Annotated in this window: 1 protein-coding gene; it reads left to right on the forward strand. The window is 63.2% G+C overall.

Going from position 1 to position 15,474, the window contains the following annotated elements; translation table 11 throughout:
* Window positions 1-139: 139 nt before the first annotated feature.
* On the forward strand, window positions 140-15,474 hold a 15,335-nt coding region (locus tag NCR93_RS31495; RefSeq protein ID WP_241814320.1), incomplete at its 3' end, for a non-ribosomal peptide synthase/polyketide synthase.

A 15,474-nucleotide genomic window follows, 5' to 3' on the forward strand; every position in this document is an offset into this window, starting at 1 on the left:
AGTCTGACGAACACGCAAGGACCTGTGCCAGATGCAACCACGCGCGAACGCGCGTGCGCTTCTTCCACGCGTTCCGATGACGACGTTCTCGACTATCGCTTTCAGAGCACGCGCGTGCTCTCCACTACGGATCGACGCCATGCACGGTTTTCCCATCACGCCCGCTCAATCGGGCATCTTCTTTCGACAGCAACTCGATTTGCGCGATCCGCGCTTCAATCTTGCTCAACTCACGGAGATCATCGGACCGCTCGATGTCGATGCGCTTCAGGCAGCGCTGCGGCAAACCATCGACGAAGCCGAAGGCATGCGCGTGCGCCTCTTCGTCACCGACGGCTTGCCGCGTCAGACCGTTCCCGATGAGCCGTTGCACTTCACACTGCGCGTGGTCGATGTAAGCGATGCACCCGATCCGCTGGAAGCGATCGATCGCGCTGTGCAGATCGCGCTGGCCACCGCCTTCGACCTCGGCCATTGGCCGCTATTCGATGGGCAGCTCTTTCAGGCGAGCCCCACGCGCTTCTTCTTCTTTCAGCGGATTCACCATGTAGCGTTCGATGGCTTTTCGTTTTTGCTGTTCACGCAGCGGCTCGCAGCCATTTACTCGGCACTGATCCAAGGAGACGATCCCGCACCGTCCGGCTGGGCGCGTCTTGCCGATCTCCTCGATAACGACGCCGAGTATCGCGCGTCCAGCGCCTTCGAAAACGATCGGCAGTTCTGGCACGAATACATGGCGGGTTGCCCCGAGCCTGTGATCCTCTCGGCATGCATGGCGCCCGAGCCGATGCCCGCAGAAGCCTATTCGCAGGCGAGCGCGCGGATCCGTCTGTCGCCCGACACGACCGCGCGCATGCGCGATATGGCCGAACGCAACGGCACGACCTGGCCGCAAATCATGACGGCGGTCATGGCCGCCTATGTCGCACGTCTGAGCGGCCAGCCCGAAGTGGTGCTCGGGTTGCCCGTCACCGCACGCGTCGGACGTCTGGCGAGAAGCGTGCCGGGCATGTTGTCGAATGCGCTGCCGTTACGAGCGATCGTCGACGAACGCACGACCATCGTCGATCTTCTCGATGCCGTCGCGCGGCAAAGCCGCCGCGTGCTGCGTCATCAGCGCTATCGCGTGAAAGATATCCGGCGCGATGTCGGCCGCATCGAAGCCGACAGGCCGCTCTTCGGTCCCACGGTGAACATCATGCCGGAGTACAGCCGTGCGCTGAACTTCGCGGGCTGCGTCATCGGCTCGAATCGCTCGTTCTATGGCACGCCCGATGATCTCGCGCTGATCGTGCATGACCAGGGCGATGAACTTGGCATCGAATTGATGTTCGATGGCAATCCGTTGCTCTATACGCCCGAGTCCGTCGAGGCGCACGCGCGCCGCTTCACACGTCTCCTCGAACAAGTGCTCGATCGGCCCGATGCGCCGCTGCATACGCTTCAGCTCGTGTTACCTGAAAGGCAGGCGCTCCTCGAACGCTGGAACGACACGACCGCGCCGTATCCGGAGCATGAGTGCATTCATCGGCTTCTCGAGCAGCAGGCACGGCTCACGCCCGACGCCGTCGCACTCGCCTGCGATGGCGCATCGCTCACGTTTGCGCAGCTCAATGCGCGCGCGAACCGGCTCGCGCATCGGCTCATCGCGCTCGGCGTGCGTCCCGAAGATCGCGTCGCCTTGTGTATGGAGCGCGGCATCGGCGCGATCGTCGCGTTGTTCGGCATACTCAAGTCGGGCGGCGCTTACATCCCGCTCGATCCAGCTTATCCGGGCGAACGTCTGAGTTACATACTCGGCGATGCCTCGCCTCGGTTGCTCGTCGCCGATGCAGCGGGCCGTCACGCGCTCGGTGATATCGGCGCGCTTACGGTGCTCGATCCGGATGCATCGCTCGACGATGCGCTGCCGAACGACGATCCGCATGTGCCCGCCCTCGCCTCGCATCATCTCGCGTATGTCATCTACACGTCGGGGTCCACCGGCAAGCCCAAGGGCGTGATGGTCGAGCACCGGCACGTGATGAATCTGCATCATGCGTTGCAATCGACCGTGTTCGCGCAGTGCGCGCCGCACGCGGGCGTGACGCTGAACGCAAGCATCGCCTTCGATGCGTCCGTCCAGAATCTCACCGCGTTGCTGTCCGGGCATCGGCTCGTCATCGTTCCCGCCGATGTGCGCACCGACGCGATGGCGCTCGTCGATTTTCTCGACACATCCGGTATCGACGTTTTCGACTGCACGCCGACGCAACTCGAATCGCTGTTCTCGGCCGGTCTGCTCGAACGACGGCAAGCGCCACTGACCGTGCTCGTCGGCGGTGAACCGCTCACGCCGCAGACGTGGAGCCGTCTTGCGCGCGCACAAGGCATACGTGCGTTCAACGTCTATGGTCCGACCGAATGCACGGTAGATGCGACTTTCGCGGAGATCACGCATGAACAGGCGCGACCGGTTATCGGCAAGCCGCTCGCCAACACGCGCACGTATGTGCTCGACGCACGGCGTCGCACGGTGCCGCCTGGAGCGGTGGGCGAGCTGTATATCGGCGGCGCGGGTGTCGCGCGCGGCTATCTGAATCGTCCCGAGCTCACGGCCGAGCGCTTTCTCGACGATCCGTTCGTGCCCGGCGCACGCATGTACCGCACCGGCGATCTCGCCCGCTTTCATCTCGACGGCAATATCGAATTCCTCGGACGCAATGATCTGCAAATCAAGATTCGCGGCTTCCGCATCGAGCCCGGCGAGATCGAGACGCAGATCGCGAGTCATCCGGCCGTGCGCGATGCGGTGGTGATTGCGCGTTCGCGCACGCCCGGCTCGCAGGATCAGCAACTCATCGCCTATGTCACCGCACGCGATGAATTCGGCATCGACGCAAGCGACTTGCGCGAACATCTGAGCACGCGTCTTCCCGACTATATGACGCCCGCCGCGTTCGTTGCGCTCGATGCGCTGCCGCTTACGCCGAGCGGCAAGCTCGATCGCCGCGCGTTGCCCGATCCGCAAGCCGACGCCTTCGCGCTGCGTCCCTTCGAAGCACCGCAAGGTCGCACCGAAAGCGCGCTTGCCGGACTGTGGGCTGAACTGCTGGGAATCGATCGTGTCGGTCGGCATGACAATTTTTTCGCGCTCGGCGGCCACTCGCTGCTCGCGGTGACGTTGATCGAGCGCTTGCGGCGCATCGGGCTGCAAGCGAGCGTGCGAGATCTCTTCGCGACGCCCGTGCTCAGCGCATTCGCCGATGCCATCGATTACGCCGCGCCGAAGTCCGACATTGTCGTGCCGCCCAATGTCATCACGCCCGCGAACAGCGCCATCACGCCGGACATGCTGCCGCTCATCTCGCTGACGCAGACGGATATCGATCGCATCGCCGATCAAATGCCTGGCGGAATCTCTAACGTTCAGGATATCTATGCACTCGCGCCGCTTCAGGAAGGCATCCTGTTTCATCACATGCTCACGACGGAAGGCGATCCGTATCTGCAAACCGCGCGCCTCGCGTTCGACAGCCGCGCCCGTCTCGATGCATGGGTCGATGCGTTGCAACAGGTCGTCGCGCGGCATGACATTCTGCGCACTGCGTTCGTTCACGAAGGCGTGACGACGGCGGCGCAAGTCGTCCTGCGTCATGCGCCCGTGACGATCGTCGAAGTCGACGATCTGACGCATCATTTCGATGCGCGCACGCAGCGCCTCGATCTCGCTCGCGCGCCCCTGATGCAGATTGCAATCGCACGCGACGCGAGCGGGGATCGCTGGCTGATGCAATTGAACTGGCATCATCTGATCGGCGATCATGCGACGCTCGAGGTCATGCATGCGGAAATCGGCGCGATTCTCGATGGCCGCGCGCACGCATTGGGCGCGGCGCAACCATTCCGCGACCTTGTCGCGCAGGCCCGGCTCGGGGCGAACCATGACGCGCAGGAAGCCTTTTTCCGCGACATGCTCGCCGATGTCAGCGAGCCCACGTTGCCGTTCGGCTTGACCGATGTGCATCACGACGGCTCAGCCGTCGCCGAAGCGCACATCACGCTGCCCGCCGAACTCGATGCGCGTCTGCGCGCGCAGGCCCGGCATATCGGCGTCAGTCTCGCGAGTCTCTGTCATCTCGCGTGGGCGCGCGTGTTGAACGCGGGCAGCGCACTGGATTCCGATGGGTGCGTGGTATTCGGCACCGTGTTGCTCGGACGCATGCAGGCGGGCGTCGACCAGGCGCTCGGGCTCGTAATCAACACCTTGCCGGTTCGCTTCGACATCGACGACGCTTCCGTCGCTGACAGCGCGCGTCTTGCGCATGACCGTCTCGCCGCGCTGCTGCAGCATCAGCATGCCCCGCTCGCGCTCGCTCAACGATGCAGCGGCATCGCCGCGCCCGCGCCGCTCTTCAATGCGCTGCTCAACTATCGTCATAATCGCGCATCCGACGACCGGCACACCCCCTTCGACGGCATCGAACTGCTCGGCGCCGAAGAGCGCACCAATTATCCGCTGACGTTGTGCGTCGATGACAACGGCGATAGTCTCGGTCTCATCGCGCAGACCGTTGCGCCGCTGTCGCCCGCACAGCTCTGTGGATATATGGCGCAGGCTTTGTCGAGCCTTGCGCACGCACTCGAAGAAGCGCCGCAAACGCCAGTGAATCAGCTCGACGTCGTGCCGCCCGACACGTATGAGCTGCTGGTGAAGACATGGAACGACACGGCTTCGTATCCATCGGACATGTGCATTCACCAGCTTTTCGAGCAACAGGCCAGGCGCGTGCCCGACGCGGTCGCGCTCGTCTTCCAAGATCAATCCATGACCTATGCGAAGCTCAATGCGCGAGCGAACCGGCTCGCGCATCGTCTGATCGCGCTGGGCGTGGGACCGGAAGATCGCGTCGCGTTATGCGTGGAGCGTGGCATCGGCATGATGGTCGCGTTGCTCGCGATCCTCAAGTCCGGTGGCGCTTATGTGCCGCTCGATCCCGCTTATTCGGGCGAGCGCCTGAGCCACATTCTCAGCGACTCGACGCCGCGCCTGTTGCTCGCCGACGCCCCCGGCCGCGCGGCGCTCGGCGATACGGGCGAGCTTACCGTGATCGATCCCGATGCATTGCTCGACGACGACATCTCGCAAGACGATCCGGTCACGGCCGTCGCTCCGTCGCATCTCGCATACGTGATCTACACGTCCGGTTCTACCGGCAAGCCCAAGGGTGTGATGATCGAGCACGCGCAGATCGTTCGCCTCTTCGATGCGACGCACGACTGGTTCAATTTCGATGAACGCGACGTATGGTGCCTGTTCCACTCGTTCGCCTTCGACTTCTCGGTCTGGGAAATGTGGGGCGCGCTCCGTTATGGCGGCAAGCTCGTGATCGTGCCGCAACAGCTTGCGCGCTTCGCGCCCGACTTTCTTCGACTGCTTCAGCGGGAACGCGTGACCGTACTGAATCAGACACCGAGCGCGTTTCGCGCATTGATTCAGGCGCAGGAGACGAACGATGCGCCCACCGCGTTGCGCTATGTGATATTCGGCGGCGAGGCGTTGAATCCTTCGATGCTGGAGGCGTGGTACGCGCGTCATTCGGATCGGCATCCGCGCCTCGTCAACATGTACGGCATCACCGAGACGACCGTGCATGTGACTTATCGACCGCTCGATCGCGAAGACTGCGCGGACAGCCACAGCCCGATCGGCGTGCGCATTCCCGACCTCACGATCTATCTGCTCGATGCGCAACAGCGGCTCGCGCCTGTCGGTGCGGTCGGCGAGTTGTATGTCGGCGGCGCGGGCGTGGCGCGCGGCTATCTCAATCGGCCCGAGCTGACCGCGGAGCGTTTCATCGACGATCCCTTCGTTCCGGGCGCGCGGCTCTATCGCACGGGCGATCTCGGACGGTATCGTCCCGATGGAAGTCTGGAGTTTTTCGGGCGCAACGATCATCAGGTCAAGGTTCGAGGCTTTCGTATCGAGTTGGGAGAGATCGAAGCGCAGATCGCCAGTCATCCGGCGGTGCGCGAAGCCGTCGTCATCGCGCGCGCACGCGATGAAGCGACGCAGGATCAGCAACTCATCGCCTATATCACCGGCGTTTCCGACATCGACACGAGCGACCTTCGCGAGCATCTCGGTTCGCGTCTGCCGGATTACATGGTGCCGTCCGCGTTCGTGACGCTCGATGCCTTGCCGCTTACGACGAACGGCAAGCTGGATCGACGCGCGCTGCCTGATCCGCAATGGCAGAACCTCGCCGTGTATGTCGCGCCGCGGACATCGCTCGAGACATCGCTTGCCGAGTGCTTTGCCAGCGTGCTCGGCCTCGAACGCGTGAGCATCTTCGATGACTTCTTTGCGCTTGGCGGGCACTCGCTGCTCGCCACGCAACTCGTCTCGCGACTGCGCGAAGCCCTGTCGATCGAATTGTCCTTGCGCACGCTGTTCGATGCGCCGAGCGTCGCCGCGCTCGCCGACGCGTTGGAGGACACGGCTCATCGCGCCGGGGCGCGCCCGCCGTTGCAAGCGTTGCCGCGTCCCGCGCAAGTGCCGCTGTCGTTCGCACAGGAACGCTTGTGGTTCCTCGATCAATTCGATCCGGGCCAATCGACGTACAACATACCCGTCGCCGTGCGCCTTTTCGGCTCGCTCGATGTTCACGCATTCGAAACCGCGTTGAACGCTCTCGTGGCACGTCACGAGAGCCTTCGCACATCGTTCGTGGAGCACGACGGCCAAGCGATGCAATGCATAGCGTCCAGCCTGAAGATCGCGCTGCCGATCATCGAACTCGATGAACGCGTCGCCGATGAGCAAAGCGCCGAGGTCCGCCGTCTCGCGCAGATCGAAGCCTCGCGCGCCTTCGATCTTCAACATGGACCGCTGCTTCGCGCGCGATTGCTGCGGTTGTCATCCGCTGAACATGTCCTGTTGTTCACGATGCATCACATCGTCTCGGACGGCTGGTCTATCGGCGTGCTCGTTCGCGAACTCGGCGCATGCTATACGGCTGCCGTGCGCAAGGAGCCGGTTGCGCTTCCGCCCTTGCCCGTGCAGTACGCCGACTTCACGATTTGGCAGCGTGCCTGGCTCGCCGATGCGGAACTGGAACGCCAGACGCAATACTGGCGCGGTCGTCTTGCCGATCTCGCGCCGCTGGACTTGCCTCTCGACCGTCCACGCCCCGCACAGATCAGCGGACGCGGCGCGACTTTGCCTTTCGCGCTCAGCCCCGCGCTGTGCGAACGGCTGTATGCGTTCGCGCAGCGGGAAGGCGTCACGCCTTTCATGCTGCTACTCGCCGTGTTCCAGACGCTGCTTGCGCGCCTTTCCGGACAGAACGATGTCGCCGTCGGCTCGCCCATCGCCAATCGCACGCATGCACAGATCGAGCCACTCATCGGCCTCTTCGTCAATACGCTCGTGCTGCGCGCCGATCTTTCGGGATCGCCGTCGTTGCGTACGTTGCTCACGCAAGTCCGCGAAACGACGCTCGCTGCTTACGCGCATCAGGATTTGCCGTTCGAAAAGCTCGTCGAAGCACTCGCGCCGGTTCGGGACACTAGCCGCCCCGCGTTGTTTCAGGTGATGTTGGTGTTACAAAACGCGCCGCTCGAACCACTCGCGCTGCCCGGCCTCACGCTGGAACCGCTGCCACCGGCCGAAGCCGGCGCCAAGTTCGATCTCACGTTGGACCTGACTCATACGCAAGACCATCTGACCGGCAGCCTGAACTACGCCACCGACCTCTTCGATGAACGCACCATCGCGCGCTTCGGCGAGCGCTTCGCGCGCTTGCTCGAACAGGCGCTCGATCAGCCCGATGCGCCGCTCTTTGCGCTCGACATCGTGCTGCCCGAGGAGCACGCGCTCCTCGAACGATGGAACGACACGGCAACGGCTTATCGCGACGATGTTTGCATCCAGCAACTCTTCGAAGAGCAAGTCCGGCGCACGCCGGATGCCCTCGCGCTCATCTTCGCGGATCAGTCGCTCACGTACACGCAGCTCGATGCGCGCGCGAACCAGCTTGCGCATCGGCTGATCGCGCTCGGCGTGCAAGCGGAAGATCGCGTCGCGTTCTGCATGGAACGCGGCATCGGAGGAATCGTCGCGTTGATGGCGATACTGAAGGCAGGCGGCGCGTACGTGCCGCTCGATCCCGCTTATCCGGGCGAACGCCTGACGCATATCCTCACCGATGCGATGCCTCGTCTGCTCATTGCCGATGCCGCCGGTCGCGAAGCATTGGGCGACACGGGTTCGCTCACTGTCATCGATCCGCAAGCAGCGCTCGACGACGCGTATCCGCACGATGATCCGCGCCCGAACGTCAGGCCGAGCAACCTTGCTTACGTGATCTACACATCGGGTTCGACCGGCAAGCCCAAAGGCGTGGCGATCGAGCACGGAACGCTCGTCGCGTCCACCTTCGCGCGGCACCGGTTCTATGAGCGCGCACCGAACGAACGCTTCCTGCTGCTGTCGTCGCTCGCGTTCGACAGCTCCGTCGCGGGCCTCTTCGGCACGCTCACGAACGGAGGCTGTCTTGCGCTCGTCGATCTCGATACCGCGCGAGACCCGCACGCGATCATCGAACTGGTGCGGCACCGCGACATCACGCGTGTGTTGTGCGTGCCGTCGCTCGGTCAGGCCATTCTCGACAGTATGTCGTCGAGCGATGATCATAAGCTTCGCGAGATCATCGTAGCGGGCGAAGCGTGCCCGCCCGGACTCGCGAAGCAAAGCTCCACGCTGCCTCGACCGGTCGCCCTCTACAACGAATACGGTCCGACGGAAGCGACGGTTTGGGCGACCGCGTATCGGTGCCTGCCGGAAGAGTCGAACCCGGTGCCGATCGGCGGTCCCATCGCGAACACGCGCATCTATCTGCTGGATGCCGAGCGCCGCCTGATGCCTGTCGGCGCCGTGGGCGAACTCTATGTCGGCGGCGCGGGTGTCGGACGCGGCTATCTGAACCGTCCCGAACTCACCGCCGAGCGCTTCCTCGACGATCCCTTCGTACCGGGCGGGCGCATGTATCGCACCGGCGACATCGCACGCTATCGCGCCGATGGCAACATCGAATTTCTCGGACGCAACGATCATCAAGTCAAGATTCGCGGTTTCCGTATCGAACTCGGCGAGATCGAGGCGCAGATCGCGAGTCATCCGTCGGTGCGGGAGGCTGTCGTCATCGCGCGCACGCGGCATGAAGCGACGCAGGATCAGCAACTCATCGCGTACGTCACCGGTACGGACGAGATCGACGCGGGCATGTTGCGCGAACATCTTGCATCGGGCTTGCCCGATTACATGGTGCCCTCGGCGTTCGTGGTGCTCGATGCCTTGCCGCTGACGCCCAACGGCAAGCTCGATCGTCGCGCATTGCCCGATCCGCAGTGGCAGGATCAGGCCACATATGTCGCGCCGCGCACATCGCTGGAAGAAACCCTCGCGCAATGCTTTGCCAGTGTGCTCGGCCTTCAACGTGTCGCCGTGTTCGATAACTTCTTCTCGCTGGGCGGTCATTCGCTGCTGGCCACGCAACTCGTTTCGCGCGTGCGCCAAGCGCTCTCCATCGACTTGCCGCTGCGTGCCTTGTTCGATGCGCCAAGCGTTGCAGCGCTTGCCGAAGTGCTTGCGCTCGATGAGTCACGCCGCGTCGCGAGCGCCTTGCCGCCTCTGCAAGCACGCGAGCGACCCGCTCATCTGCCGCTTTCCTTCGCGCAGGAACGTATGTGGTTCCTCGAACAACTGGATCCCGGACAATCCGCGTATAACATTCCAGTCGCGGTGCGTCTGAACGGATCGCTCGATGTGCCGTCATTCGAGACCGCGCTGAACGCGCTCGTGGAGCGTCACGAGAGCTTGCGAACCACGTTCGCGCAATACGACGGACAGGCCGTGCAATGCATCGCGCCGCACTTGCACATCGCGGTGCCGGTCATCGCGCTCGATGCGCTAGCATCTGGTGCGCAAGCCGCCGAACTGCGTCGACTCGCGCAGCACGAAGCCACGCGGGCATTCGATCTTCAGCGCGGTCCGTTGCTGCGCGCACTCCTGCTGCGCGTTGCACAAGACGAACATGTCCTGCTGTTCACGATGCATCATATCGTCTCGGATGGCTGGTCGACGGGCGTGCTCGTGCGTGAACTCGGTGCGGGCTATGCGGCTGCGTTACGCAATGAGCCTGTTTCACTGCCGCCGCTGGCCGTGCAATACGCCGACTTCACCTTGTGGCAGCGCGATTGGCTGGCGGGTGCAGAACTCGACCGTCAGACGCAATACTGGCGCAATCAGCTCGCCGAACTCGCACCGCTGAACCTGCCCGCCGATCGCCCACGTCCATCGCAAATGAGCGGACGCGGTGCGAGTGTGCCATTCGCGGTAGGTGCCGCGTTATGCGAACGGATCGACGCGTTTGCGAATCGGGAGGGCGTCACGCCGTTCATGCTGCTGCTCGCCGTGTTCCAGACGCTGCTCGCGCGACTGTCCGGTCAAAACGACATCGCCATAGGGTCGCCGATCGCAAACCGCACGCATGCGCAGACGGAACCGCTCATCGGCCTGTTCGTGAACACGCTCGTCTTGCGCGCCGATCTTTCGGGATCGCCGTCGCTGCGTGAACTGCTCGCGCAAGTGCGTGAGACCACGCTCGCCGCTTACGCCCATCAGGACTTGCCGTTCGAGAAGCTCGTCGAAGCGCTCGCACCGGTTCGCGACACCAGCCGCACGGCGTTGTTCCAGGTCATGTTCGTCCTTCAGAACGCGCCGATGGAGCCGCTCGCGCTGCCCGGCCTGACGCTCGAAGTGATGCGCCCCGCCGATGCCGGCGCGAAGTTCGATCTCACGCTGAATCTGACGCATACACAAGATCGATTCCAAGGCACGCTCGCTTATGCGACCGACCTGTTCGATGAACAGACGATCGTGCGCATGGGCGAACGCTTCACGCGTCTTCTCGAACAGGCGCTCGATCAACCGGATGCGCCCTTGCACGCGTTCGAACTGGTGCTGCCCGACGAGCATGCGCTGCTCGAACGATGGAACGACACGGCCGAGGCGCATCCCGAAGATGTATGCGTCCATCGTCTGTTCGAGCAGCAGGTTCGGCGCTCGCCTGAAGCGACCGCGCTGGTATTCGAAGGCGATTCGCTCACGTATGCCGAACTCAATGCGCGTGCGAATCGGCTTGCGCATCGAATGATCGCGCTCGGCGTCCGGCCGGAGGATCGCGTCGCGCTGTGCATGCAGCGCAGCATCGGCATGATCGTCGCGTTGATGGCGATACTCAAGGCAGGCGGCGCTTACGTGCCGCTCGATCCGGCTTATCCGGGCGAGCGCCTGAACCATATCCTCACCGATGCCGCGCCGCGTCTGCTGCTCGCCGATGCCGCGGGCCGGGAAGCATTGGGCGACACCGGCGCGCTCGACGTACTCGATATCGATGCATCGCTCGATGAAGCGCTCCCACAAGAGAACCCGCAAACGAACGTCGCGCCTCATCATCTCGCCTACGTCATCTACACCTCCGGCTCCACCGGCAAGCCCAAGGGCGTGATGGTCGAACATCGCCATGTCGTGAATCTGCATTACGCGCTGCAATCGACGGTGTTCGCACGTTGCGCCGCGCGCTCCGGCATCGGTCTGAACGCGAGCATCGCGTTCGACTCTTCATTGAAGAGCCTCACGGCGCTGCTTGCAGGTCATCGACTGATCGTGATTCCCGCCGACGTGCGCACCGATAGTGCGGTGCTCATCGACTATCTGAACAACGCCGATATCGACGTGCTCGACTGCACGCCCACTCAACTCGATGTCATGCTCGCCAGCGGCTTGCTCGAACGCCGGCGGTCGAAGCTGACCTTGCTTATCGGCGGCGAAGCGATCACACAACAGACGTGGAATCGACTGGCGAACGCTGAACAGATTCGCGCGTTCAACGTCTACGGTCCGACCGAATGCACCGTCGATGCGGCGCTTACCGAGATCACGGCAGACCAGGTGCAGCCGGTCATCGGCAAGCCGATTGCCAACGCGCGCATCTATCTGCTCGATGCGCACCTTCGGCGGGTCCCGCCGGGCGCGATCGGTGAGTTGTTTATAGGCGGCGCGGGTGTGTCGCGTGGTTATCTGAACCGGCCCGAACTCACGGCCGAACGTTTCATCGATGATCCGTTCATCGCGGGCGCGCGCATGTATCGAACCGGCGATATCGCGCGTTATCGCGCCGATGGCAATATCGAGTTCCTCGGACGCAACGATCATCAAGTCAAGATACGCGGCTTCCGTATCGAGCTCGGCGAGATCGAAGCGCACGTCGCCAGTCATCCGTCGGTGCGCGAGGCTGTCGTCATCGGCCGCATGCGGCATCAAAAAACGCTGGATCAGCAACTCGTCGCTTATGTTACGGCAACCGGCGATATCGACATCGAGGCACTTCGGGAACATGCACGTTCTCGTCTGCCCGACTATATGGTGCCGTCGGCTTTCGTGCTGCTCGACGCGCTGCCGCTGACACCCAACGGCAAGCTCGATCGTCGCGCTTTGCCCGATCCTGAATGGCAAAACCTTGCCGCGTATGTCGCGCCGCGCACCTTGCTCGAACACACGCTCGCGAAGTGCTTCGCCGATGTACTCGGCCTCGAGCGCGTGAGCGTCTTCGACAACTTCTTCTCGCTCGGCGGCCATTCGCTGCTTGCTACGCAACTCGTCTCGCGTTTGCGTCAGACGCTTGCGATCGAGCTGCCCTTGCGGACGCTGTTCGATGCGCCTGGCGTCGCTTTGCTTGCCGAAGCGCTGACGCTCGATGCGCCTTCGGATCGCGCGAGCATCTTGCCGCCTTTGCAGACGCGCGAGCGCCCCGCGCATCTGCCGTTGTCCTTCGCGCAGGAACGTTTATGGTTCCTCGAGCAACTCAACCCGGGTCAGTCCGCGTATCACATTCCAGTGGCCGTGCGTCTCACCGGATCGCTCGATGCTCGGGCGTTGCAGACCGCGATGAACGCGCTCATCGATCGGCATGAAGTCCTGCGCACTTGCTTCGCGCAACACGACGGCGTTCCGGTTCAACGCATCGCAATGCAAGCGCAGGTCACCGTGCCGCTGATCGCGCTCGATACGCTCGATGCCGATGCGCAGGCCACCGAAGTCCGCCGCCTCGCACAAGATGAGGCAATACGCGCATTCGATCTTGAACAGGGTCCGCTGCTCCGAGCGAGATTGATGCGCCTGTCCGCGCGAGAGCATGTCCTGCTGTTCACGATCCATCACATCATCTACGATGGCTGGTCGACGGGCGTGCTCGTGCGTGAATTCGGCGCGTGCTACACGGCGGCGTTGTCGAACGCGCCTGCTGCGTTGCCGCCGCTCGATGTGCAGTACGCCGACTTCACCTTGTGGCAGCGCGATTGGCTCGCCGGCGCCGAACTCGAACGACAGACTCGGTACTGGCGCAATCGGCTCGAAGGCCTCGCGCCGCTCGATCTGCCGACCGATCACCCCCGGCCCTCGCACATCAGCGGGCGCGGTGCCAGCTTGCCCTTCGCCCTCAGCCCGGCGCTTTCCGAGCGGCTGATCGCGCTCGCGCAACGCGAAGGCGCCACGCCCTTCATGCTGCTGCTCGCCGTCTTCCAGACGCTCCTCGCGCGTTTGTCCGGGCAAACGGATATCGCGGTGGGCTCGCCGATCGCCAATCGCACGCATGCGCAAGTCGAGCCGCTCATCGGCCTGTTCATCAATACGCTCGTCATGCGCGCGGATCTCTCCGGCTCGCCTTCGTTGCGTACATTGCTCAGGCAAGTTCGCGATACGACGCTCGCCGCTTACGCGCATCAGGACTTGCCGTTCGAGAAGCTCGTCGAAGCACTCGCGCCCGCTCGCGATACTAGCCGTACGGCGCTCTTCCAGGCGATGTTCGTGTTGCAGAACGCCCCGACGGAGCCGCTCGCCTTGCCCGGACTCACGCTCGAGTTGCTGCCTCCTTCCGAAGCCGGCGCGAAGTTCGATCTCACGTTGAAGCTCGCGCACACGCAAGGGCGCTTTACCGGTAGCCTGAGCTACGCATCCGATCTTTTCGACGAGCACACGATTGCAAGGCTCGGGGAACGCTTCGCGCGTCTGCTCGAACAAGCGCTAGAAAAACCCGATGCGCCTCTGCACGCGTTCGACATCGTGCTACCCGAAGAGCATGCATCCCTCAGGCGATGGAACGACACCGCTGCTGCGTATCCCGAGCACTTGAGTATCCATCAACTTTTTGCCCAACAGGTCCGACGCTCGCCCGATGCGATCGCGCTCGTTTTCGAAGACGAATCCCTCACGTATGCGCAACTCGATGCGCGCGCTAATCGGCTTGCGCACCATCTCATCGCGCTTGGCGTCGAACCGGAACATCGCGTCGCATTGTGCATGGAGCGCGGCATCGACATGATCGTCGCGTTGATGGCGATACTCAAGGCAGGCGCTGCGTATGTGCCGCTCGATCCCGCCTCGGTCGCCGAGCGCCTCGCGTACATGCTCGACGACGCCGATGTATCGCTGCTCGTGACTCAGACATCGTTGCTCGACGGTCTTTCACGGGTCGCGCTTAACGTCTCGATTGTTTGTCCCGACGAAGAAGCGTGCCGTATCGATGCATGTCCCGATATCGATCCCGCCATTGACCTGCAGTCGCACAGCCCCGCGTATGTGATTTACACGTCCGGCTCGACCGGCAACCCCAAGGGCGTCGTGCTGAGTCATCGGAATCTATCGAACTATCTGAGCGGCGTGCTTGCGAGGATGAACGTGCTCGCGCCGTGCAAGATGGCCCTCGCTTCGACCATCGCGACCGATCTGGGCAATACGATTCTGTTCGGTGCGCTGGTCGCTGGCCACGAGCTGCATGTGCTGTCGAACGAACGCACCACTGATAGCTATCTGTTCGGGCAGTACATGCGTCAGCGCGGAATCGATGTGCTCAAGATCGTGCCCGGACATTTGCGCGCGCTCGTTGACGTTACGCTCGACACCGCGCCTGCATTGCCGACGCAATTGCTCGTGCTAGGCGGGGAAGCGACGCGCTCCGACTGGATCCGCCGCGTGCAGGCACTGAAGCCCGGCATGCGCATTCTGAATCACTATGGCCCGACCGAGACGACCGTGGGCGTGTTGACGCATGCCTATCACGATGACATCGCATACGGCATGTCGATTCCCATCGGGAGACCGTTGGCCAACACGCGAGCCTATGTTCTCGATGAATTCCTGCGTCCTGTGCCGCTCGGCGTGACGGGTGAGTTGTATATCGGCGGTACGGGTCTCGCGAGCGGCTATCTGCGGCGCGCGGCGCTCACCGCGCAGCGCTTCGTCGCCGACCCCTTCACTTCTGGCGAGCGCATGTACCGCACAGGCGATCTCGCACGTTATCGTGCCGATGGCAACATCGAGTTCCTCGGCCGCAACGATCATCAGGTGAAGGTGCGCGGCTTCCGTATCGAGCT

Source organism: Caballeronia sp. ATUFL_F1_KS39 (assembly GCF_023630985.1).
Classification (GTDB): Bacteria; Pseudomonadota; Gammaproteobacteria; order Burkholderiales; family Burkholderiaceae; genus Caballeronia; species Caballeronia zhejiangensis.